Here is a 20,967-nt window from a genome sequence, read left to right on the forward strand (position 1 = left end):
CAGGCCGCCGCCGACCGGCAGGCCGCCGTCAACCGGCAAGCCGCCGTCAACTGACAGTCCGCCGCGGTCAGTCCGTGAGCATCCGGGTCAACACCGCGCGCTGCAGCGGCCGTACGTCGCCGTGCAGCGCGCGCCCTTTCCCGGTGAGCGCGACCCGGACGCCTCGGCGGTCCTCCGCGCACATGCCGCGCTCGACCAGACCGTCCTTCTCCAGACGGGCGACGAGCCGGGACAGCGCGCTCTGACTGAGATGGACCCGCTCGGCGATCTCCTGAACGCGATAACTGCACGAGCCGTCCGGCGCCGCCGACTCCGCGAGGACGTCCAGCACCTCGAAGTCGCTTCCGCACAGGCCGTGTTGGTGCAGCGCCCGGTCGAGTTCGCACTGGGTCCGCGCATGCAGCGCCAGCATGTCCCGCCACCGTTCCACGAGCGCCTGCTCGACCTCGGCCTCACCCTTCTTAGCCGCCATGGGCCGCACCGTAGCAGAGAACACCAATTATTGCACCGGAATTAAATGCGTTTGCATTCGATGCATGCGCATGTAGTCTCTCCGGCATGACCTCTCCGCTCCTCTCCCCCGCGTCCCCTCTCGCCGAGGGCCGCTGGACCTCGCGGCTGTGGGGCACCCTGCTGGTGCTGTGTGCCGCGATGTTCCTGGACGCGCTGGACGTGTCGATGGTCGGCGTCGCCCTGCCGTCCATCGGCTCCGACCTCGGCCTCTCCACCTCGACCCTGCAATGGATCGTCAGCGGCTACATCCTGGGATACGGCGGCCTGCTCCTGCTCGGCGGTCGCGCGGCCGACCTGCTCGGCCGCCGTCAGGTCTTCCTGATCGCCCTCGGAGTCTTCGCGCTGGCCTCGCTGCTCGGTGGGCTGGTCGACTCGGGTCCGCTGCTGATCGCGAGCCGGTTCATCAAGGGCCTCAGCGCCGCCTTCACGGCCCCGGCCGGCCTGTCCATCATCACCACGACGTTCCCGGAGGGCCCGCTGCGCAACCGGGCGCTCTCCATCTACACCACCTGTGCCGCCACCGGCTTCTCGATGGGCCTGGTCCTCTCCGGCCTGCTCACCGAGGCGAGTTGGCGCCTCACCATGCTGCTGCCCGCTCCGATCGCCCTGATCGCGCTGGCGGTCGGTCTGAAGCTGCTGCCGCGCAGCGAACGCGAGAAGGAGCACAACGGCTACGACGTGCCCGGCGCCGTGCTCGGCACCGCGTCGATGCTGCTGCTGGTCTTCACCGTGGTCCAGGCACCGGAGTCCGGCTGGACCTCCGCACGCACGCTGCTGTCGTTCCTCGCCGTCGCCGTCCTGCTGACCGCCTTCGTCCTCGTCGAGCGCCGTTCGGCCGGCCCGCTGATCCGGCTCGGCGTGCTGCGTTCCGGCAGCCAGATCCGTGCTCAGCTCGGCGCGATGGCCTTCTTCGGCTCGTACGTCGGCTTCCAGTTCCTGGCCACCCTCTACATGCAGACGCTGCTCGGCTGGTCGGCGCTGCACACGGCACTCGCCTTCCTGCCGGCCGGCGCGCTGGTCGCGGTGTCCTCGACCAAGATGGGCTCCATCGTCGACCGGTTCGGCACTCCGCGGCTGATCGCCGCGGGCTTCGCCTTCATGGTCACCGGGTACGCGCTGTTCCTGCGCGTCGATCTCGACCCGGTGTACGCGGCGGTGATCCTGCCCACCATGCTGCTGATCGGCGCGGCCTGCGCGCTGGTCTTCCCTTCGCTCAACATCCAGGCCACCAACGGCGTCGCGGACCACGAGCAGGGCATGGTCTCGGGGCTGCTCAACACCTCCGTGCAGGTGGGCGGTGCGATCTTCCTCGCGGTGGTGACGGCGGTGGTGACCGCGGGCGCCCCCGCCGACCCCACCCCGCAGGCCGTCCTCGACAGCTACCGGCCCGGACTGGCGGTGGTGACGGCAATCGCCGCCGTGGGCCTGCTCATCACCCTCCCCGGACTGCGCACCCGGCGCACCCGCAACTCGGTCGTGATCGCCAGGTCCACCGTGCGGGAGGCGGACGCGGAGCCCGTGGGGGTCCGCGACTAGGGCCTGTCCCAACAGACGGGTCCTGAGGGGGGAAGCCGCCTCCAGGAGTGCGCCCGGCGGGGCCGATTGCCTCGCCGGGCGCACACCTGTGAGACTCGCCGTATGAGCGGATACGGGGGCCGGCGCACGCAGGCCGAGCGGGACTTGATCACCGTCGAGATCGGATACGCGCTGTGCAGTGCGGTGTTCGCGGCGGCGGTGCTCTTCGGGGCGGTCGCCGGTCCGGCGCTGCTCTTCGAACTGCCGGACCTGGCGGAGAAGTCGCTGCTGCGGGCGGGCCTGGCCCTCGCTCCCGTGGTGTTCGTGGTCCGGGTGGTCTCCGTCCTCGTCCGACTCCGTACGGGCGGTCAGCCCAGCCAGCCCGGCCGGACCAACCCCGACTCGTAGGCCAGAACGACCAGTTGGGCCCGGTCCCGGGCGCCCAGCTTCACCATGGTGCGACTCACATGGGTCTTGGCTGTGAGCGGGCTGACCACCAGCCTGTGAGCGATCTCCTCGTTGGACAGGCCGATCCCGACCAGCGCCATCACCTCCCGTTCCCGCTCGGTGAGCCGGCTCAGCGCGTCGGCCGCCGCGGGCTCCTTGGAGCGGGCGGCGAACTCGGCGATCAGCCGGCGGGTGACTCCCGGCGAGAGCAGTGCGTCCCCGGCGACCACCGCCCGTACGGCACGCAGGAGTTCCTCCGGTTCGGTGTCCTTGACCAGGAAGCCGGAAGCGCCCGCGCGGATCGCCTCGAAGACGTACTCGTCGAGTTCGAAGGTGGTCAGCATGATGACCTTGACCTGGGAGAGCGCCTCGTCGTCGGTGAGCCGGCGAGTGGCGGCCAGACCGTCGAGGAGGGGCATCCGGATGTCCATCAGCACGACGTCGGGCCGTAGTTCCCGCACCGCGCGCAGCGCTTCCTCCCCGTCGGCGGCCTCGGCCGCCACCTCGATGTCCGGCTGCGCGTCCAGCAGCGCCCGGAACCCCGCCCGGACCAGCGACTGGTCGTCGGCGAGCAGTACGCGGATCACCGTGCCTCCCTCGTCCACCGGTCCCGCCCCGTTGGCCGGTCCCGCCCCGTTGGCCGGTCCTGGCTCATGCGCCGGCCCCGCCCCGTTCGCCGGTTCCGGCGCGTTCACCGGTTCTCCCCGGCCCTTGTGGGCAGTACGGCGAGCACGTGGAAACCGCCGTCGGGCCGCGGTCCCGCCTCGATCGTGCCACCCAGGGCCGCGGCCCGCTCCCGCATCCCGGCGAGACCGTTGCCGCTGCCGCCCGCGTCGGCACCGGTCGCCGGACCGTCGTCGTCGATTCGCAGCCGAAGCGTCCCGCCACCCTGTTCGAGCCGCACGCGCGCGTGGCGCGAGCCCGAGTGGCGTACGACGTTGGTGAGAGCCTCCTGCACGATGCGGAAGGCGGCGAGATCCGTGTGCGGCGACAACCGGGGCGGCCGGCCGGCGACCTCGACCGTGAGGCCCGCGCGCGCCGCCTGTTCCACGAGTTCGGGCAGCCGGTCCAGGCCGGGGGCGGGCGCGCGCGGCGCGTCCCCCGGCGTACGGAGGCTGTCGAGCACTTGGCGCACCTCGCCCAGCGCTTCCTTGCTGGCGGACTTGATGGTGGTGAGCGCCGTGCGCGCCTGTTCCGGGTCGGAGTCGAGGAGCGCGAGACCCACGCCCGACTGCACGTTGATCACCGAGAGGCTGTGCGCGAGGACGTCGTGCAGTTCGCGGGCGATCCGCAGCCGTTCCTCGTCGGCGCGCCGCCGGGCGGCCTGGGCACGCTCGGCCCGCTCACGGGCCCACTGTTCGCGCCGTGTCCGCGCCAGTTCCGCGACCGCCACGATGGCCACGGCCCATCCCGCGACGACGATCTCCTGCCCGAAGGAGGCCTCGTCGTCACCGGCGGGCGGCAGCCACCGGTACAGCCAGTGCGCGACCAGCAGGTGGACGGTCCACAGCAGGCCCAGCGCCGTCCAGGCGGCCCGCCGATGCCCCGCGACCACGGCGGAGAAACAGGCCACGGCCACGGTCAGGAAGACGGGCCCGTACGGGTAGCCGGCGCCCAGATAGAGCGCGGCGGTGGAGGCCGTGCCGAACACGACGGCCACCGGATGTCGCTGCCGCCACAGCAGCAGCCCGGCGGCGAGCACCAGCAGCACGCGCGCGAAGGCGTCGAGCGGTGCCCGCTCCCCCTCCTGCGCATGGGCCGCGAAGTTCGAGCCGACGAGGACGAAGGCGGTGAGCAGCCCGGTGGAGCGCCAGGGCCAGCGCGCGCCCCGCGGCTCCGGGTCCGCCGCCCCGCCGTCCAGGCGCTCCCCCCAGCGGCGCAGCCGGCGCGGCGGCCCGTGCGACCACCACTGTCCCGGGCCGCCGCGCCCCTGCGTCCGCTCTTCTTCCATGTCCGCCACGCTAGACGGCGCCGGGCGCGCCGGACGTCCGCCGGGCGAGGTGATCAGCCGTACTCCCCTGGAAGTACGGGTCGGCCCTGGAGACGGTGCGGGCCGACGCGGGCGGCGGCCTTCGCCGGCCCCCGTCGGGCATCACCGGCCTGCTACGCCGGGCGCGTGGCCGCCGGGCCGCCGGGCCGCCGGGACCATGAGGCGACAGAGCTACCCGGCCACCCGGCCACGGCCGAGTAGCAGGCCGTGGCCCGCGACGACCGGGCCGACGGGGCAGACCGGGCCTGCGGCGCTTCCGGCCCGCCCGGACGCCCCCCCACGCTCAACAGCGTGTCCTAGCGGAGTCCCACCCCTTCGGCGAGGCGCGTGACCGCGTACCGGAAGAACGGCTCGCGTTCCTCCACGACCCGGTTGAACTGCCCGAACAGCTCGAACCCGACCAGCCCGTACAGCTGGGCCCACGCCGCCACCAACGCGGCGACCGCCCCCGGCGGAAGGTCGGGGGCGAGGTCGGCCGCCAGCCGGACCGCCTCGGGGACCAGCTCGTCCGTCAGGAGCGGCACCTCCAGCGCGTGACTCCGGTGTGCGTCGCGCACGATGCCGATGAGGAGCAGGCCGACGCGGGCGGCGGCCGGGACGGTCGTCTGGGGCGCGCTGTAGCCGGGCACCGGCGAGCCGTAGATCAGCGCGTACTCCTGCAGATGTGCCAGCGCCCAGCCGCGCACGGCCTCGCCGACCGCGACCCAGCGCTCGACGGGTGCGGCGTCGGTGACGGCCGCGTGCGCTGCTTCCGCGGCCTCGCCGAGGGAGTCGTAGGCGTCGATGATGAGTGCGGTGAGCAGGTCGTCGCGGCTCGGGAAGTAGCGGTACAGCGCGGAGGAGACCATGCCGAGCTCACGGGCCACGGCGCGCAGCGAGAGTCTGGCCGCGCCGTCGGAGGCGAGCTGTCTGCGGGCCTCCTCCTTGATGGCGGCGGTGACTTCGATCCTGGCGCGGGCGCGGGCCCCTCGAACGATGCTGCTCATACGGGCCAGTGTCCCATGAAGACAGAGCACCGCACCCAAGAGGGATCGGTGCACAAAACAGAGAGCACTGCTCTTGCTGTGGAGCGGTGACCTACGGCAGACTCACATCGAGCGAGAGCAGTGCTCACGCTTTCCGTCCCGTCCCGTCCCGTCCCGTCCGTTCCGTTCAGGAGGCAGCAGCCATGTCCACCCACGTGCAGAAGCCCGGCTGGTTCACCGTCAACGTCTTCAACCGCGCCGTGGCCTGGCTGACCCGCCGGGGTCTGAGCGTGTGGGGGTCCCGGGTGCTGGCGGTCCGCGGCCGCAAGAGCGGCCAGTGGCGGACCACCCCCGTCAACCTGCTGACCGTGGACGGGCAGCAGTACCTGATCGCACCGCGCGGCCACGTCCAGTGGACGCACAACATGCGGGCGGTGGGCGGCGGTGAGCTGCGCCTCGGCAAGAACGTGGAGGAGTTCACCGCGGTCGAGGTCGCCGACGACGACAAGACGCCGTTGTTGCGCGCCTACCTCAAGCGCTGGAAGGCCGAGGTCGGCGTCTTCTTCAACGGGGTGGGTCCCGACTCCCCGGACGCCGAGATGCGCCGTATCGCCCCTGACCACCCGGTGTTCCGGATCACCGTCACGAACCGACGGTGATCCGCGCCCTTCGGGTCAGGAGCCGCTCTCCTCGGCCACCGGCTCGGCCGTCGCCGCCTGCCGCCGGTCCACCGCGGCCAGCGCTCGCTGGGCCATCGGATGCGAGCGGATCAGCTCGCCCAGGGTCGTCCGGCCGCGGGTGATGTCGGTGAACGCCCGCCAGGCGGGGCGGACACCGGTGAGGGCGGCATGGAAGAGTCCGGGACGCCGCTCGAAGAGGGCGAGCAGTCGCTTGCCGACGCTCATCTCCACGCCGAGGCCGGCCTTGATCGCGAAGGCGTAGTTCAGCGCCTGGCGGCGGGCGTCCACCGCGTCGTGCGCCTCGGAGACACGGACCGCCCATTCGCCCGCGAGCCGGCCCGAGCGCAGCGCGAAGGAGATGCCCTCGCGGGTCCACGGCTCCAGCAGCCCCGCCGCGTCACCGCACACGAGGACCCGCCCGCGCGACAGCGGGGAGTCGTCGGCCCGGCACCGGGTCAGGTGGCCGGAGGAGATGCTCGGCTCGAACCCGGCGAGGCCGAGCCGCCCGATGAAGTCCTCCAGATAGCGCTTGGTCGCCGCGCCCTCGCCGCGTGCCGAGATGACACCCACCGTCAGCGTGTCCCCCTTGGGGAACACCCAGCCGTAGCTGCCGGGCATCGGACCCCAGTCGATGAGGACCCGGCCCTTCCAGTCCTCGGCGACCGTCTCCGGCACCGGGATCTCCGCCTCCAGGCCGAGATCCACCTGGTCGAGCTTCACCCCGACATGAGCCCCTATGCGGCTCGCGCTGCCGTCCGCGCCGACCACGGCACGCGCCAGCAGCGTCTCGCCGCCCTGGAGGACGACCGCGACCGTGCGCCGGTCCGGCACCGCCGAGCCGTGCTGCTCGACCCGCTGCACGGTGACTCCGGTGCGCAGCTCGGCGCCCGCCTTCTGGGCGTGCTCGACGAGCTGATGGTCGAACTCGGGCCGGTTGATCAGCCCGAACAGCATCTGCCGGGAGCGGCGGGTGCGGGTGAAGCGCCCGTTGTTCGAGAAGGTCACCGCGTGCACCCGGTCGCGGAAGGGCAGTTCGAAGCCGGGTGGCAGCGAGTCGCGGGAAGGTCCGATGATGCCGCCGCCGCATGTCTTGTAGCGGGGCAGCTCCGCCTTCTCCAGCAACAGCACCCGCCGTCCCGTGACCGCCGCCGCGTAGGCGGCCGAAGCCCCTGCGGGGCCCGCGCCCACCACGACGACGTCCCACACCTGCCGTGCGTCGTCCGCCGAAGAGTTCTCGTCGTCCGCCGGAGAGTTCTCGCTGCTCACGATGGTCTACTGCTCCTGATCAAGCCGCTTGCCGCACCTGTCCCCCGCATCCTACGGCGGAGATCGCCACGGTCCGCTGTGGGAGGATCGGCGGCGCGCGCGCCCCACATCCCGGCAGGCGCGTACGCTCGCACGGTCACCCGTACGGACCAGTACACACCAGTACAACGTCGCACCCACAAGGAGCGTGCCCATGTCGTCGAATCCGGTCGCCGAGACCGTCGCCTCGCTGCTGCCCAGGGCACGGGCGGAGCTCACCGAGCTGGTGGCCTTCAAGTCGGTGGCGGACTTCGACCAGTTCCCCAGGAGCGAGAGCGAGGCCGCCGCGAACTGGATCGCGGACGCGCTGCGCGCCGAGGGCTTCCAGGACGTGGCCCTGCTCGACACCCCGGACGGCACGCAGTCGGTGTACGGCTGCCTGCCGGGCCCCGCCGGTGCCAGGACGGTCCTGCTCTACGCCCACTACGACGTGCAGCCGCCGCTGGACGAGGCCGGCTGGACCACCCCGCCCTTCGAGCTGACGGAGCGGAACGGCCGCTGGTACGGCCGCGGCAGCGCCGACTGCAAGGGCGGCGTCATCATGCATCTGCTCGCGCTGCGCGCCCTGAAGGCGAACGGGGGCGTCCCGGTCACGGTGAAGGTGATCGTGGAGGGCTCCGAGGAGCAGGGCACCGGCGGTCTGGAGCGGTATGCCGAGCAGCACCCCGAGCTGCTGGCGGCCGACACCATCGTCATCGGCGACGCGGGCAACTTCCGGGTGGGTCTGCCGACCGTCACCTCCACGCTGCGCGGTATGACGATGATGCGGGTGCGGGTCGACACCCTCGAGGGCAATCTGCACTCCGGCCAGTTCGGCGGAGCCGCGCCGGACGCGCTGGGCGCGCTGATCCGCGTCCTGGACTCGCTGCGCGCCGAGGACGGCTCCACGACCGTCGACGGCCTCACCGACGACGCGCACTGGGAGGGCCTCCAGTACGACGAGGCGCAGTTCCGCCAGGACGCCAAGGTGCTGGACGGCGTCGGCCTGATCGGCTCCGGCACGGTCGCCGACCGTATCTGGGCCCGCCCCGCGGTCACCGTCCTGGGCATCGACTGCCCGCCGGTCGTCGGGGCCACCCCGTCCGTGCAGGCGGGTGCCCGCGCGCTGATCAGCCTCCGGGTGCCGCCGGGCGTGGACGCGGCCGAGGCGACGAAGCTCCTCCAGGCCCATCTGGAGGCCCACACGCCGTGGGGCGCCCGCGTGAGCACCGAACAGATCGGCCAGGGCCAGGCGTTCAGCGCGGACACCACCAGCCCGGCGTACGCGGCGATGGCCGACGCGATGGCGATCGCCTACCCCGGCCAGGACATGCAGTACGCGGGGCAGGGTGGTTCCATCCCGCTGTGCAACACCCTGGCCGCGCTCTACCCGCAGGCGGAGATCCTCCTCATCGGCCTGAGCGAGCCCGAGGCGCAGATCCACGCGCTCAACGAGAGCGTGTCCCCCGAGGAGTTGGAGCGTCTCTCGGTGGCGGAGGCCCTGTTCCTGCGCAACTACGCGGCCGGCTGACCCGCGACTGCCGCCGCCAGAGGGCCTCACCCACCGGGCGGGGCCCTCTCTACGGTCCCCCCGTCGCCATCGTGCTCCTCCCCCGCCTGCACCTGCCGCGCTTCCCGGTCGGCCAGGCCTGCCTCCGGTGCGACGACGAGTTGCCCCTGGTCGACACGGGGCCGCCCCGCTCCGGCGGGACCGTCACGGAGGCGGTCACGGCCCGCGGGTACCGGCCCGGGGCCTAGGGCGGATCGTCCTCACGCACGTCCACGCGGATCACGCGGGCGACGCGGCCAGGTTCGCGGCGCTCGCGGGGTCGGAAACCGTGGCGCACGCGAGGTCGGAGATCGTGGCGCACCCGACGGAGGCGGCCGTCCTGCGCGGCGAGGTCCCCGGACCGCCACCGGTGTGGGTGTCCTGAGACCGACCTCTGCCCGCCGCCGCACAACAGCGCCTGCCCCAGGGGGGGTTCACCAGACCCACCTGGATCACTGAGGTGACCGACGGAGATGTCCTGGAGTTCGGTGACGGCGTAGCGGCGCTCACTCGGTAGGCGCGCCCGCCTCCAGGTACAGTGCCGCCCCGCGCTCGCGGGCGCGCAGCGCCCAGCGCAGTCGCTCGTAGCGGACCGGCGGCAGGAGGTCGGCCGCCTCCTCCTCCGTGACGAAGCGCCAGGCCCGCAGTTCGGGGCCGGGCAGCAGCAGCCCCGCCACGGCGGCGGCGTCGAGCCGTCCGCCGTCGAAGAGGAGGCGCAGCCCACCGTAGGCGGGCGGGGTCGGCCGTTCCCAGTCGACGACCAGCAGCCGGGGTACGTCGTCCAGCCGGATGCCGGTCTCCTCCTCGACCTCGCGCACGCCCGCGCGCGCGGGCGCCTCACCGGGCTCCACCACCCCGCCGGGGAACTCCCAGCCGGGCTTGTACGTCGGGTCCACGAGCAGCACCCGGTCCCGCTCGTCGAAGAGGAGGACCCCGGCGGCCACCGTCTCGGCGGTGGGCTCGGGGGTCTGCACGATGTCGCACGCGGTCACGGAGCCGCTGCCCACGGCCTCGGCTATCCGGGCGGCCGTCTCCTGCGGAGTGAGGACGCCGTTGTCGACGGGATGGGCGTCGGCGGTGAGCCAGGAGGCGAGGGCGGCGTGGTACGGCTCGATGTGGTCGTACGACCACTGGCGGATGCGTATCTCGCCGTCGGGGAGGTCCGGGGGGAGCTCACGGGCGGCTATTCGCTCGCGCAGGATCGTTTCCCCCGGGGCGAGGAGCACATGGCGGACGGGGATCCGGCGGGCGGCGAGACCGCCGAAGATCTCGTCGCGGTACTCCTGGCGCAGCAGGGTCATGGGGACGACGAGGGTGCCGCCCAGCTCGGCGAGCAGCGCGGCCGCCGTGTCGATCACGAGCCGCCGCCAGATCGGCAGGTCCTGGAAGTCGCCGACCTCGGCGAGGCGTTTGGGCGGCAGCAGGTACGGGAGAGCTCCGCCGATGACCTCGGGGTCGAAGAGCGTGCTGTTCGGGATCAGGTCGATCAATTCCCGTGCGGTGGTGGTCTTCCCCGCACCGAACGCGCCGTTGATCCAGACGACGGTCACAGTTCCCCCTCTTCTGTTGGCCCCCTGTGGCTTGCCCGCTCCACCCTGCCACGGAAACCCGTTCCCGTTGAGGGCGCACGAACGCCGTGGCGCAGACCCCCTCGCGGTGGGGTGCCGGCGCCGCGGCGTTCGTGGTCGGTGCCCGGTCCGTCAGTCGTTCTGCCCCAGGGCGTCGTCGTCGACGGCCAGGCTGTCGCTGGCGATGGTGTGGTCGAGGGCGCTGAGGGTGTCGCCCACGTTCAGCCCTTCGAGGTCCGCACCGCCCAGGCCGTGCGAGGGGGTGATCGCCGCGACGACGAAGCCGGTGGCGAGGGAGGCGATGGCGAGCATGCTGCGCTTCTTCATGCGGGGATCAACGGCGGCGACGGGCCCCGGGTCACGCGTCATCCGGTAATCCCCGCGCACGATCGGCCGGTCTGCGGCGAGAATGCCGTGGTCACCGACGGTTCGGAGGAGCTTCGCCATGATCGGCCCGCAGCACGCCCATGCCGGCCTGGACGGTCTGGTGACGGGTGACGCCTTCGGCGACAGCTGGTTCACCCGCTCCGACGAGCCCGCCGAGGAGCTGTGGGCGGCGCGGGAGCCGCGTCCCGCGCCCTGGCCGTGGACGGACGACTCGGCGATGGCGTTCGTCCTGTTCGCCCATCTGCTTGAGCACGGGGAGGTCCGTCCGGGCGACCTGGCACGACAGTTCGCCGCCGAGTACCGCCGCGACCCGGGCCGCAAGTACGGCCCGTCCATGCACAGCGTGTTGCGGCGCGTCGGTGAGGGCGAGGACTGGCGGGCGGTGACGACGGGACAGTTCGGCGGACAGGGTTCGTACGGCAACGGCGCCGCGATGCGGGTCGCCCCGCTGGGGGCCTGGTTCCGGGACGACCTGGCCGCGGCCCGCGAGCAGGCCCGGCTGTCGGCGTTGGCCACCCATGCCCACCCCGAGGCGGTCGCGGGCGCGGTGGCCGTGGCGGTCGCCGCCGCGCTGGCGGCCGCCGGCGCGGGCCGGGACGCCCCTGCGCGGGACGCGTTCCTGCGGGAGGTCGCCTCACAGCTGCCGGACAGCGACGTCCGTTCCGGGCTGCTGGTGGCCGCGCGCCTCCCCGAGCGCGCCTCGGTACGACACGCGGCGTCCGTGCTGGGCTCGGGGACGCTGATCTCGGCTCCGGACACGGTGCCGTTCGCCCTCTGGTCCGCCGCGGGGCACCTGGACGACCTGCCCGAGGCGCTGTGGCGGACCGTCGGCGGGTGGGGCGACCGCGACACGACCTGCGCCATCGTGGGAGGCGTGGTCGCGTCCCGGACCGGCACGGACGGGATCCCCGCCCCCTGGCGGCGGTCCCGCGAGGCCATCCCGGCCTGGAGCGGCTGGGACGCCGCCACGGCGGCCGGGACGGCAATGGGGACGGCAAGCGGGACGGCGGGCCGACGCGTCGTCGAGTGACCGTCGCACGGCCGGCCGAGTGACGGTCGGGCTCCCGCCCGTGCCCGCGCCGCCCCCGGTCACCCGGCGCGTGCACCAGCACCAGCACCAGCACCAGCACCAGCACCAGCACCAGGGTCCACCACCGCCCCACATACCCCTGCGACGCCGGAAACGTTCCTGCGAGGGGGCCGCCCGTCCGGCGTCAGACCCCCGCCGCCGTGGCTTCCGCTTCCGCTCCTGCCCCCGCCCCGGCCCCCGTGCTCGCCGACAGCGCCGCCGCGGCCGCTCCCACCAGGCCCGCGTCCGTGCCCATCTGCGCGGGCGTGACGGTGAGGCGCTGGACGAAGGAGAGGGTGGCGTAGTCGCGCAGCGCCCGGCGCAGGGGGGCGAAGAGCACCTCGCCCGCCTTGCCCACGCCCCCGCCGATCACCGCGATGTCGATCTCGACGAGGGTCGCGGTGGCGGCGATTCCGGCGGCCAGGGCCTGGGCGGCCCGTTCGAAGGAGGCCACGGCGACCGGGTCGCCCGCGCGGGCGGCGGCGGCCACCGCGGCCGCGGAGGTGTCGCCGTCGGGGCCGGGCAGCCAGCCGTTCTCCAGGGCCCGCCGGGCGATGTTGGGGCCGCTCGCGATGCGCTCCACGCAGCCGCGCGCACCGCACGGGCACAGGTCGCCGTCGAGTTCGACGCTGATGTGGCCGATGTGTCCGGCGTTGCCGGTGGGACCGGGGTGCAGGCGGCCGCCCAGGACGAGGCCGCCGCCCACGCCGGTGGACACCACCATGCACAGGGCGTTGTCGTGGCCGCGGGCGGCGCCCTGCCAGTGTTCGGCCGCCGTGATCGCCACGCCGTCGCCGATGAGCTCGACCGGGAGGTTCCCGGTGGCCGCCCGGACCCGGTCGACCAGCGGGAAGTCACGCCAGCCGGGCACGTTCACCGGGCTGACCGTGCCCGCCGAGGCGTCCACCGGACCCGCGCTGCCGATGCCGACGGCCCGGACGCGCCCCCACAGCGGAGCCGCGGTCAGCTCCGCCAGCGTCTCCTCGACGGCCCGCATCACGGTGTCGCCGTTCTCCTGGGCGGGCGTGGGGCGCTGCGCGCGGGCCAGGATCGTGCCGTCGCCGTCCACCAGCGCTCCGGCGATCTTGGTGCCGCCGATGTCGAGCGCGGCCACGAGGTCGGTGTACATCAGTCTGGTTTCTCCCGGTCCACCATGGAATGGGCTGGCCGGTCCAGCGATTGGGGGACGCGGGCCGGAAGTGCGGTGGACAGTGTCTCCCGCATCTGACAACGTTGTCCAGGCTCTATGCTCGACGCCACATCCTCATACACACCCTGGGACCCTCGCACCCCCGTGCGCAACATCTTGTGGACGGCGTGCTTGGCCGACCTCCCGTGGACGACAGGACAGGACACAGCATCGTGCCCGAGACGCAGCGCCGGCCCGAGAGCCGCTACGGCAACCGTCCCACCATGAAGGACGTCGCCGCTCGCGCCGGAGTCGGCCTCAAGACGGTCTCGCGCGTGGTGAACGGCGAGCCGGGCGTCACGCCCGAGACGGAACGCCGTGTCCAGGAGGCCATCGACGCGCTCGGCTTCCGCCGCAACGACAGCGCCCGGGTACTGCGCAAGGGCAGCACGGCCAGCATCGGCCTGGTCCTCGAGGACCTCGCCGACCCGTTCTACGGGCCGCTCAGCCGCGCGGTGGAGGAAGTCGCCCGCGCCCACGGCGCCCTGCTCATCAACGGCTCCAGCGCCGAGGACCCGGACCGGGAGCAGGAGCTGGCGCTGGCGCTGTGCGCGCGCCGGGTGGACGGTCTGGTGGTGATCCCGGCCGGTGACGACCACCGGTACCTGGAGCCCGAGATCAAGGCGGGCGTCGCCACGGTGTTCGTGGACCGGCCGGCCGGGCAGATCGACGCCGACTGCGTCCTGTCGGACAACTTCGGCGGCGCCCACGAGGGCGTGACCCATCTGGTGGCGCACGGGCACCGCCGGATCGGCTTCATCGGCGACATGCCCCGCATCCACACCGCCGCCGAGCGTCTGCGCGGTTACCGGACGGCGATGGAGGACGCCGGCATAGCGGTCGAGGACGCCTGGATGTCGCTGGGCGCCACCGATCCCCTGCGGGTGCGCCGCGCGGCCGAGGAGATGCTGTCCGGGCCCGCCCCGGTCACGGCCATATTCTCGGGCAACAACCGGGTGACGGTCACCGTGATCCGGGTGCTGGCCGAGCAGGCCCGGCGGGTCGCCCTGGTGGCCTTCGACGACCTGGAGCTCGCCGACCTGCTCCAGCCGGGGGTCACGGTGGTCGCCCAGGACGCGGCCACTCTGGGCCGTACCGCCGCGGAGCGCCTGTTCGGGCAGCTGGACGGCACTCTGATCACCCCCGAGCGCATCGAACTGCCGACCCGGCTCGTCACGCGCGGCTCGGGCGAGCTGCCGCCGGCCGACTGAGACGCCATGGACGCCCGCGACGAGCACCGCACCCTTCGGGCGCTGGGCCTGGCCGACGCGCCGCGCGACCACCCGCTGAGCTATCCCGGCGCCTGGCCGGCCGCGTCCGGGCTGCTCCACGGGGACGAGCTGCTGCCGCTGGACCGGCTGACGCATCCCGGCCGCACTCCGGTCGTGGCCGTCGGTTCCAACGCCAGTCCCGCCCAACTGCGGCACAAGATGGCCGAGTTCGGGGTCACCTCACCCATCCCCATGGTGAAGGCCCGGGTGACGGGCATCGATGTCGGCGTCTCTGCGCATGTCAGCCGCGTGGGCTATGTGTCCGCGTCCCCCGTCGCCGCCCCCGCCGTCACCCGGGAGTTGTTCGTCATCTGGCTGGACCCCGAGCAACTCGCACTGATCGACGCGACGGAGCCGAACTACGACCGGGTCCTGCTGCCCGCGCCGGGTTTCCGGGTCGAGCTGGAGAACGGCGAGGCACTCCTCGACTCGTTCGCGTACGTGAACCATCATGGCGTGCTGCACAACGGCGACGGCATCCCGCGCCGTCATCCCGGGCAGCGTGCCCTGATCACCGAACTCCTCGCGCGATCAACGGCGTTGCGGAAGCTGTTCGGGGCGACCCCGGAGGAGTTCTGCGCCCGCGCCAGGGCCGACACACGGCTCTGCGAGCGGGGCACCCGGCTGTTCGCGGAAGAGAAGCTGGTGACCGCGTCCGGCCTGGAACACCTGCACGTCCGATAGAATGATCGAACGGCATCGCGTGTCGGTCACCGACCGGGTGAGGCATGGAGGTGCCCGTGAGTTTGCCTTACGGAGGCATTCCACACATGTCAGTCGAGCTGAACCACACCATCATCCACTCCCGTGACAACCGGGAGTCCGCCGCGTTCCTCGCCCATATCCTGGGACTCGAAGTCGGCCCCGAGTGGGGCCCGTTCGTCCCGGTGAACACCAGCAACGGCGTCACCCTGGACTTCGCCGCCATCCCGGTCGAGTCGATCGTCATGCAGCACTACGCGTTCCTCGTCTCGGACGAGGAGTTCGACGCGGCCTTCGAGCGGATCGAGCGGGCCGGGATCACCTACTTCGCCGATCCGCACGGCAAGCAGCCGGGTGAGATCAACCATCACCACGGCGGCCGGGGCGTGTACTTCATGGATCCCGCCGGGCACGGCATGGAGATCATCACGCGTCCGTACGAACTCCCGCAGCAGTAGTAGTCACCGCTGAACAGAGGCCGGTGGGGCTGGGGTTGCGCGGTATCCGCCGAGCGGTGCCGGTCCTCGGCGAGGACGCCCCGCTCCGCCGGCCGGCGCGCCCTCCGGAGCGGAGGCGGACGTCGGGCGCGGTCGGGGGCGGGGAAGCCGAGGTCCGGGCCGCCGGACGGTCAGGCTCCGGGGCCACCCCTCGCGGGCCGCTGCCGCTCCTGTCCGGAGGCCGTCAGATCGCCTCGGCGCGGCGTCGCGAAGCCCTCCAGGGCCGCCCGGTCGAGCCCGGTCGCACCGGTCACCTCGGCGAGGTCGAGGGCGCCGCAGTCCAGACCGCGCAGCAGGTACCCGCTGAGGGCCTTGGCGGTCGCGGGCTCGTCCATCACGTCACCGCCGGCCCGGTTGGCGTACCGGGCGAGCCGCTCGGCGGCCTGCGCGAAGCCTTCCCGGTAGAAGGCGAAGACGGCCGCGTAGCGGGTGGGGATGTGGCCGGGGTGCATGTCCCAGCCCTGATAGTAGGCGCGGGACAGGGCGCGGCGGGTCAGTCCGTAGTGCAGCCGCCAGGCGTCGTGCACCTGCTCGGTCGGGCCGACCGGCAGCACGTTCGTGGAGCCGTCCGAGACGCGCACCCCGGTGCCGGCCGCCGCGACCTGCATGATCGCCTTGGCGTGGTCGGCGGCGGGGTGGTCACTGGCCTGGTAGGCGGCGGAGACGCCGAGACAGGCGCTGTAGTCGAAGGTGCCGTAGTGGAGGCCGGTGGCGCGACCTCGGGCCGCCTGGATCATCCGGGCGACCGTCGCGGTGCCGTCGGTGGCGAGGATGGACTGGCTGGTCTCGATCTGGATCTCGAAGCCGAGCCGTCCGGCGTCGAGGCCCCGCGCCCGCTCGAAGGCCTCCAGGAGCCGGACCATCGCGGTGACCTGCTCCGGATAGGTCACCTTCGGCAGCGTCAGCACCAGGCCGTCGGGCAGGCCGCCGTTCTCCATCAGGCCGGTGAGGAAGATGTCGAGGGTGCGGATGCCCCGGTCGCGCACCGCGGCCTCCATGCACTTCATGCGGATGCCCATGTACGGGGCCGCGGTGCCCTTCGCGCTCGCCTCCGCGATCAGCCGGGCCGCGCGGGCGGCCGTCGAGTCCTCCTCGGCGTCCGGGCGGGGGCCGTAGCCGTCCTCGAAGTCGACGCGCAGATCCTCGATGGGCTCGCGCTCCAGCTTGGCCCGCACGCGCGCGTACACGGGCTCGGCGAGGTCCTGGGAGAGGCCGAGACAGGCGGCGAAGGACGCCGCGTCGGGGGCGTGCTCGTCGAGGGCGGCGAGGGCCCGGTCGCCCCAGGAGCGGATGGTGTCGGCGTCGAAGGCGTCGCCGGGGATGTAGACGGTGTGGACGGGCTGTCGGGTGCCGGGGTCGCCGGGGTAGCGGCGGTCGAGTTCGGCGTCGACCGGGGCGAGGGAGGCGCTGATCTCCTCGCTCACGGCGCCCGCGAGGCTCGTCGTGACCGTCTCCTGCTGGCCCTGACCCATTCCACACCCTCCGGTTTTTCCGCTGTACGGAATCAACAATCCGTAGAGCGAAGTTATCCGCGCAGCTTCCGGCAGGTCAACACCCTGTCCACGGCGCGGTTCCTCCGCTCACGCGCACCGACTCCCTCTTCCGCACGACCGTCCTCACCTTCATCCTGTCTCACAAGGGAGGGAACATATGACCGGCACCACGGGGCAGACCCGACGGGCGGGGCTGCGCACGGCCTTGGCCGTCCTGGCGACCGTGCCCGTGCTGGGCACGGCAGGGTCGTCCGCCATCCGGCACGAGAGCCCGGCGCGCGGGGTGCCGCAGCCCGCGACCGTGCCGCCGCTGGAGGTCATGACCTTCAATCTGCGCTACCCGGGCGCCAAGGACGCCCACACCTGGCCGGTCCGCCGTCCGGTGATGCGCGCACTGCTGCGCCGGGCGGCTCCGCACGTCATCGGCACCCAGGAAGGTCTGCCCGCCCAGCTGCGCGACATCGAGGCCGACCTCGGTCCGCACTACGACTGGATCGGCAAGGGCCGCAGCGTGGAGGACCCGGAGGCGGTTGCCGTCTTCTACGACACCCGTCGGCTCACCCCGGTCGAGCACGCGCACTTCTGGCTCTCCGACACGCCCGAGGTGCTCGGCTCCAACACCTGGGGGGCAGGCTACCCCCGCATGGTCACCTGGGTCCGCTTCCGTGATCTGCGCGCGCGGCGGGAGTTCTACGTCCTCAACACCCATCTCGACAACGCCAGCCAGTACGCGCGTATGCGCTCCGCCGACCTGATCGCCGCACGGATCGCCCGCCTGGACCGTTCCCTGCCACTGCTGCTGACCGGCGACTTCAACGCCGTCGCCCACGTCAATCCGGTCTACGACAGGCTGCTGGCCGCCGGGCTGGTCGACACCTGGGACACGGCACGCGCGCGTGGCGGGGCCTTTGCGACCTACCACGGGTACCAGCCGCCCACGCCGAACGGGGACCGCATCGACTGGATCCTGGCGACGCCGGGCGTCACCGTCCACCGCGAGTGGCCCGACACCTTCCTCCTGGACGGCCAGTACCCGAGCGATCATCTGCCGGTGCGGGCCTCGATGACCCTGGAATGAGCCGAGGCCCCCGTGACCTGTGCGGTCACGGGGGCCTCGGACAGTCCTGCGAATGCCGGGTGATCAGCCCTTGCGGGTGTTGATCTCCTCGGTGAGCTGCGGGACGACGTCGAACAGGTCGCCGACGACGCCGTAGTCGACCAGGTCGAAGATCGGGGCCTCGGCGTCCTTGTTGACCGCCACGATGGTCTTCGAGGTCTGCATGCCGGCGCGGTGCTGGATGGCGCCGGAGATGCCGTTGGCGATGTAGAGCTGCGGCGAGACGGACTTGCCGGTCTGGCCGACCTGGTTGGTGTGCGGGTACCAGCCGGCGTCCACCGCGGCGCGGGAGGCGCCGACGGCCGCGCCGAGGGAGTCGGCGAGGGACTCGATGAGGGCGAAGTTCTCGGCGCCGTTGACGCCGCGGCCGCCGGAGACCACGATCGCGGCCTCGGTCAGCTCCGGACGCCCGGTCGACTCACGCGGCGTGCGGCCGGTGACCTTGGTGCCGGTGGCCTGGGCGGAGAAGGTCACCGCCAGGGCCTCGACGGCACCGGCGGCCGGGGCGGCCTCGACGGCGGCCGAGTTCGGCTTCACGGTGATGACCGGGGTGCCCTTGGAGACACGGGACTTGGTGGTGAAGGACGCGGCGAACACCGACTGGGTGGCCACCGGGCCCTCGGCGCCGGCCTCGAGGTCGGTGGCGTCGGTGATGATGCCGGAGCCGATGCGCAGCGCCAGACGGGCGGCGATCTCCTTGCCCTCGGCGGAGGACGGGACGAGGACGGCGGCCGGGGAGACCGACTCGACCGCGGCCTGGAGCGCGTCGACCTTCGGTACGACGAGGTAGTCGGCGTACTCGGAGGCGTCGTGGGTCAGCACCTTCACGGCGCCGTGCTCGGCGAGCGCGGCGGCGGTGTTCTCGGCGCCCGCGCCGAGGGCGACGGCGACCGGCTCGCCGATACGGCGGGCCAGCGTCAGCAGCTCCAGGGTGGGCTTGCGGACGGCACCGTCCACGTGGTCGACGAAGACGAGGACTTCAGCCATGGGATTGCTCTCCTGCGAAACGAAGTTGAGGGGCGGTCGGCGAAGGGCCTTTAGATGAACTTCTGGCCCGCGAGGAACTCGGCGAGCTGCTTGCCGCCCTCGCCCTCGTCCTTGACGATCGTGCCCGCGGTGCGGGCCGGACGCTCGGTCGCGCTGTCGACCGCGGTCCAGGCGCCCTCGAGGCCGACCTCGCCGGCCTCCAGGTCCAGGTCGGAGAGGTCCCAGGACTCGACCGGCTTCTTCTTGGCCGCCATGATCCCCTTGAACGACGGGTAACGCGCCTCGCCCGACTGGTCGGTGACCGACACGACGGCCGGCAGGGAGGCCTCGAGCTGCTCGGAGGCGGCGTCGCCGTCCCGGCGGCCCTTGACGGTGCCGTCCTCGACGGAGACCTCGGAGAGCAGGGTGACCTGCGGGACACCCAGGCGCTCGGCCAGCAGGGCCGGGACGACGCCCATGGTGCCGTCGGTGGAGGCCAGGCCGGAGATGACCAGGTCGTAGCCGGCCTTCTCGATCGCCTTGGCCAGCACCAGGGAGGTGCCGATGGCGTCGGTGCCGTGCAGGTCGTCGTCCTCGACGTGGATCGCCTTGTCGGCGCCCATGGAGAGGGCCTTGCGGAGCGCGTCCTTGGCGTCCTCGGGGCCCACCGTCAGGACGGTGATCTCCACGTCGTCGTCGGAGTTCTCGGAGATCTGCAGCGCCTGCTCGACCGCGTACTCGTCGAGCTCGGAGAGCAGACCGTCCACGTCGTCCCGGTCGACGGTCAGGTCATCGGCGAAGTGCCGGTCGCCAGTGGCGTCGGGCACGTACTTCACAGTGACAACGATCCTCAAGCTCACGCCGGCTCTCCTACTGCATCGTCAGTTCTCGGCTGCCTTCTTCCAGGCAGCATAGGCGCCACAAGCGGCCGATCCCGGTCGGGGCGGCCCGCGCTCCGACCGAAATATTACTCATCAGTACATCCAGTTCCTGCCCGCTAAGCAAGCGCTTTGAACTGTGACCTTCGCAACGCAGCGTAATCGGAACTCGACGAGTTCGCAGGAGAGCCGGGCAGTGATCAATCCCGCAGGGCGGTGAACCGCCCCTGGTGGTAGAGCAACGGGCGGCCCGCGCCCTCCGGGTCGCCCAGGACGACCTCGGCCAGCACGATGCGGTGATCGCCCGCCGGGACCCGCGCGACGACCCGGCACACCAGCCACGCCAGCACGTCGTCCAGCACCGGAACCCCCTGCGGACCGTCGCGCCAGGCGGTCGGGGCACCGAAGCGGTCGGCGCCGCTGCGGGCGAAGGTGGCGGCCAGCGCCTCCTGGTGCTCGCCGAGTATGTGGATGCCCACGTGCGTGGCCCGGGACAGCACGGGCCAGCTGGAGGCGCCGGTGCCGATGCCGAAGGAGAGCATCGGCGGCTCGGCGGAGACGGAGCTGAGCGAGGTGGCGGTGAAGCCGACCGGGCCGCTCTCACCGGAGGCGGTGATCACGGCGACCCCCGCGGCATGCCGACGGAAGACGGACCGCAGGAGGTCGGGAGAGGCCAGGCGGGTGGAGCCGAGGCCGGGTATGGCCGTCATGGGGTTGTCCTTCTGCGGGAAGTGGCGAGCCGGGCCGTGGGTGCTCAACGGACCGGACAGCGCGCGCTCGCGGTACGGACCAGGTCCACGTGGACCCGTCCGTGGAGAAGGATTTCCTCAGGCATACGGTCAGGCTGACGATAGGTGGCGCGCACAGTCAAGTACGTTCCGGCATCT

General features: G+C 72.5%; 22 protein-coding genes. 10 read left to right on the forward strand and 12 right to left on the reverse strand.

Annotation, left to right across the window (positions count from 1 at the left end; translation table 11 throughout):
• Positions 1–67 precede the first annotated feature (67 nt).
• Positions 68–472: a MarR family winged helix-turn-helix transcriptional regulator gene (locus tag ACFVYS_RS10200; RefSeq protein ID WP_389500599.1), complete on the reverse strand. Its 405-nt coding sequence runs from the start codon at positions 470–472 to the stop codon at positions 68–70.
• An 86-nt stretch (positions 473–558) separates the two neighbouring features.
• Between ACFVYS_RS10200 and ACFVYS_RS10205 the strand changes: the two genes are divergently transcribed.
• On the forward strand, positions 559–2,049 hold the full coding sequence (locus ACFVYS_RS10205) for an MFS transporter (RefSeq protein WP_389500600.1): 1,491 nt from the start codon (positions 559–561) through the stop codon (positions 2,047–2,049).
• Between the two features lie 102 nt (positions 2,050–2,151).
• A complete protein-coding gene (locus ACFVYS_RS10210; protein WP_389500601.1) occupies positions 2,152–2,436 on the forward strand; it encodes a DUF6332 family protein in 285 nt (94 codons plus the stop codon).
• Here the strand turns inward: ACFVYS_RS10210 and ACFVYS_RS10215 are convergent.
• The 3 genes from ACFVYS_RS10215 to ACFVYS_RS10225 form a co-directional block, all read right to left on the reverse strand.
• On the reverse strand, positions 2,397–3,062 hold the full coding sequence (locus ACFVYS_RS10215) for a response regulator (protein ID WP_389500603.1): 666 nt from the start codon (positions 3,060–3,062) through the stop codon (positions 2,397–2,399). The genes ACFVYS_RS10210 and ACFVYS_RS10215 overlap by 40 nt on opposite strands.
• 104 nt (positions 3,063–3,166) lie before the next feature.
• A complete protein-coding gene (locus ACFVYS_RS10220) occupies positions 3,167–4,426 on the reverse strand; it encodes a histidine kinase (protein ID WP_389500604.1) in 1,260 nt (419 codons plus the stop codon).
• Between the two features lie 335 nt (positions 4,427–4,761).
• Positions 4,762–5,451, reverse strand: coding sequence for a TetR/AcrR family transcriptional regulator (locus tag ACFVYS_RS10225; protein ID WP_389500606.1), 690 nt, complete (start codon positions 5,449–5,451; stop codon positions 4,762–4,764).
• A gap of 182 nt (positions 5,452–5,633) precedes the next feature.
• Between ACFVYS_RS10225 and ACFVYS_RS10230 the strand changes: the two genes are divergently transcribed.
• Positions 5,634–6,089, forward strand: a complete 456-nt coding sequence (locus ACFVYS_RS10230; RefSeq protein WP_057605354.1) for a nitroreductase family deazaflavin-dependent oxidoreductase — start codon at positions 5,634–5,636, stop codon at positions 6,087–6,089.
• 15 nt (positions 6,090–6,104) lie between these two features.
• On the opposite strand, the gene ACFVYS_RS10235 is transcribed toward ACFVYS_RS10230, so the two are convergent.
• Complete coding sequence (locus ACFVYS_RS10235; RefSeq protein ID WP_389500608.1) at positions 6,105–7,376, reverse strand: geranylgeranyl reductase family protein; 1,272 nt, start codon at positions 7,374–7,376, stop codon at positions 6,105–6,107.
• A gap of 193 nt (positions 7,377–7,569) precedes the next feature.
• Here ACFVYS_RS10235 and ACFVYS_RS10240 point away from each other — a divergent pair, with 193 nt between their 5' ends.
• Both ACFVYS_RS10240 and ACFVYS_RS10245 read left to right on the forward strand, forming a co-directional pair.
• Positions 7,570–8,925 (forward strand): dipeptidase, encoded by a 1,356-nt coding sequence (locus tag ACFVYS_RS10240; RefSeq protein ID WP_389500610.1) that lies wholly within the window; start codon positions 7,570–7,572, stop codon positions 8,923–8,925.
• Positions 8,926–9,052: 127 nt separating this feature from the next.
• Complete coding sequence (locus ACFVYS_RS10245; RefSeq protein ID WP_389500612.1) at positions 9,053–9,328, forward strand: MBL fold metallo-hydrolase; 276 nt, start codon at positions 9,053–9,055, stop codon at positions 9,326–9,328.
• 121 nt (positions 9,329–9,449) lie between these two features.
• Here the strand turns inward: ACFVYS_RS10245 and ACFVYS_RS10250 are convergent, their stop codons facing one another.
• Positions 9,450–10,493: an NUDIX domain-containing protein gene (locus ACFVYS_RS10250; protein ID WP_389500614.1), complete on the reverse strand. Its 1,044-nt coding sequence runs from the start codon at positions 10,491–10,493 to the stop codon at positions 9,450–9,452.
• 150 nt (positions 10,494–10,643) lie between these two features.
• On the reverse strand, positions 10,644–10,838 hold the full coding sequence (locus ACFVYS_RS10255; protein WP_389500616.1) for a hypothetical protein: 195 nt from the start codon (positions 10,836–10,838) through the stop codon (positions 10,644–10,646).
• Positions 10,839–10,956: 118 nt separating this feature from the next.
• On the opposite strand from ACFVYS_RS10255, the gene ACFVYS_RS10260 reads away from it, so the two are divergent.
• A complete protein-coding gene (locus ACFVYS_RS10260) occupies positions 10,957–11,928 on the forward strand; it encodes an ADP-ribosylglycohydrolase family protein (protein ID WP_389500618.1) in 972 nt (323 codons plus the stop codon).
• A gap of 184 nt (positions 11,929–12,112) precedes the next feature.
• Here the strand turns inward: ACFVYS_RS10260 and ACFVYS_RS10265 are convergent, their stop codons facing one another.
• Positions 12,113–13,096: an ROK family protein gene (locus tag ACFVYS_RS10265; RefSeq protein ID WP_389500620.1), complete on the reverse strand. Its 984-nt coding sequence runs from the start codon at positions 13,094–13,096 to the stop codon at positions 12,113–12,115.
• A 233-nt stretch (positions 13,097–13,329) separates the two neighbouring features.
• Here ACFVYS_RS10265 and ACFVYS_RS10270 point away from each other — a divergent pair, with 233 nt between their 5' ends.
• The 3 genes from ACFVYS_RS10270 to ACFVYS_RS10280 all read left to right on the forward strand — a co-directional run bounded on the left by ACFVYS_RS10270 (position 13,330) and on the right by ACFVYS_RS10280 (position 15,587).
• Positions 13,330–14,367: a LacI family DNA-binding transcriptional regulator gene (locus tag ACFVYS_RS10270; protein WP_389500622.1), complete on the forward strand. Its 1,038-nt coding sequence runs from the start codon at positions 13,330–13,332 to the stop codon at positions 14,365–14,367.
• 6 nt (positions 14,368–14,373) lie between these two features.
• Positions 14,374–15,111, forward strand: coding sequence for a hypothetical protein (locus ACFVYS_RS10275; RefSeq protein ID WP_389500624.1), 738 nt, complete (start codon positions 14,374–14,376; stop codon positions 15,109–15,111).
• An 86-nt stretch (positions 15,112–15,197) separates the two neighbouring features.
• Entirely contained in the window at positions 15,198–15,587 is a 390-nt protein-coding gene (locus tag ACFVYS_RS10280) for a VOC family protein (protein ID WP_389500626.1), read from the forward strand.
• A 170-nt stretch (positions 15,588–15,757) separates the two neighbouring features.
• Here ACFVYS_RS10280 and ACFVYS_RS10285 read toward each other — a convergent pair whose 3' ends face one another.
• Positions 15,758–17,098, reverse strand: a complete 1,341-nt coding sequence (locus ACFVYS_RS10285; RefSeq protein WP_389500628.1) for a DUF6986 family protein — start codon at positions 17,096–17,098, stop codon at positions 15,758–15,760.
• A 178-nt stretch (positions 17,099–17,276) separates the two neighbouring features.
• Between ACFVYS_RS10285 and ACFVYS_RS10290 the strand changes: the two genes are divergently transcribed.
• Positions 17,277–18,197: an endonuclease/exonuclease/phosphatase family protein gene (locus ACFVYS_RS10290; protein ID WP_389500630.1), complete on the forward strand. Its 921-nt coding sequence runs from the start codon at positions 17,277–17,279 to the stop codon at positions 18,195–18,197.
• A 63-nt stretch (positions 18,198–18,260) separates the two neighbouring features.
• Here the strand turns inward: ACFVYS_RS10290 and ACFVYS_RS10295 are convergent, their stop codons facing one another.
• The 3 genes from ACFVYS_RS10295 to ACFVYS_RS10305 form a co-directional block, all read right to left on the reverse strand.
• Positions 18,261–19,223, reverse strand: coding sequence for an electron transfer flavoprotein subunit alpha/FixB family protein (locus ACFVYS_RS10295; RefSeq protein WP_385254212.1), 963 nt, complete (start codon positions 19,221–19,223; stop codon positions 18,261–18,263).
• Between the two features lie 50 nt (positions 19,224–19,273).
• Complete coding sequence (locus tag ACFVYS_RS10300; RefSeq protein WP_389500632.1) at positions 19,274–20,062, reverse strand: electron transfer flavoprotein subunit beta/FixA family protein; 789 nt, start codon at positions 20,060–20,062, stop codon at positions 19,274–19,276.
• Between the two features lie 218 nt (positions 20,063–20,280).
• A complete protein-coding gene (locus tag ACFVYS_RS10305; protein ID WP_389500634.1) occupies positions 20,281–20,790 on the reverse strand; it encodes a flavin reductase family protein in 510 nt (169 codons plus the stop codon).
• Between the last annotated feature and the right edge of the window lie 177 nt (positions 20,791–20,967).

The sequence above is a fragment of the Streptomyces sp. NPDC058295 genome (assembly GCF_042880655.1).
Taxonomy (GTDB): Bacteria; Actinomycetota; Actinomycetes; order Streptomycetales; family Streptomycetaceae; genus Streptomyces; species Streptomyces coriariae.

What these genes read in the sequence shown, in the direction of transcription:
- ACFVYS_RS10290 (WP_389500630.1), top strand. Translation starts at nt 17,277, where the DNA reads ATGACCGGCACCACGGGGCAGACCCGACGGGCGGGGCTGCGCACGGCC.
- ACFVYS_RS10205 (WP_389500600.1), top strand. Translation starts at nt 559, where the DNA reads ATGACCTCTCCGCTCCTCTCCCCCGCGTCCCCTCTCGCCGAGGGCCGC.
- ACFVYS_RS10305 (WP_389500634.1), bottom strand. Translation starts at nt 20,790, where the DNA reads ATGACGGCCATACCCGGCCTCGGCTCCACCCGCCTGGCCTCTCCCGAC.
- ACFVYS_RS10275 (WP_389500624.1), top strand. Translation starts at nt 14,374, where the DNA reads ATGGACGCCCGCGACGAGCACCGCACCCTTCGGGCGCTGGGCCTGGCC.
- ACFVYS_RS10225 (WP_389500606.1), bottom strand. Translation starts at nt 5,451, where the DNA reads ATGAGCAGCATCGTTCGAGGGGCCCGCGCCCGCGCCAGGATCGAAGTC.
- ACFVYS_RS10295 (WP_385254212.1), bottom strand. Translation starts at nt 19,223, where the DNA reads ATGGCTGAAGTCCTCGTCTTCGTCGACCACGTGGACGGTGCCGTCCGC.
- ACFVYS_RS10280 (WP_389500626.1), top strand. Translation starts at nt 15,198, where the DNA reads ATGTCAGTCGAGCTGAACCACACCATCATCCACTCCCGTGACAACCGG.
- ACFVYS_RS10240 (WP_389500610.1), top strand. Translation starts at nt 7,570, where the DNA reads ATGTCGTCGAATCCGGTCGCCGAGACCGTCGCCTCGCTGCTGCCCAGG.
- ACFVYS_RS10210 (WP_389500601.1), top strand. Translation starts at nt 2,152, where the DNA reads ATGAGCGGATACGGGGGCCGGCGCACGCAGGCCGAGCGGGACTTGATC.
- ACFVYS_RS10255 (WP_389500616.1), bottom strand. Translation starts at nt 10,838, where the DNA reads ATGAAGAAGCGCAGCATGCTCGCCATCGCCTCCCTCGCCACCGGCTTC.
- ACFVYS_RS10200 (WP_389500599.1), bottom strand. Translation starts at nt 472, where the DNA reads ATGGCGGCTAAGAAGGGTGAGGCCGAGGTCGAGCAGGCGCTCGTGGAA.
- ACFVYS_RS10260 (WP_389500618.1), top strand. Translation starts at nt 10,957, where the DNA reads ATGATCGGCCCGCAGCACGCCCATGCCGGCCTGGACGGTCTGGTGACG.
- ACFVYS_RS10220 (WP_389500604.1), bottom strand. Translation starts at nt 4,426, where the DNA reads ATGGAAGAAGAGCGGACGCAGGGGCGCGGCGGCCCGGGACAGTGGTGG.
- ACFVYS_RS10265 (WP_389500620.1), bottom strand. Translation starts at nt 13,096, where the DNA reads ATGTACACCGACCTCGTGGCCGCGCTCGACATCGGCGGCACCAAGATC.
- ACFVYS_RS10285 (WP_389500628.1), bottom strand. Translation starts at nt 17,098, where the DNA reads ATGGGTCAGGGCCAGCAGGAGACGGTCACGACGAGCCTCGCGGGCGCC.
- ACFVYS_RS10230 (WP_057605354.1), top strand. Translation starts at nt 5,634, where the DNA reads ATGTCCACCCACGTGCAGAAGCCCGGCTGGTTCACCGTCAACGTCTTC.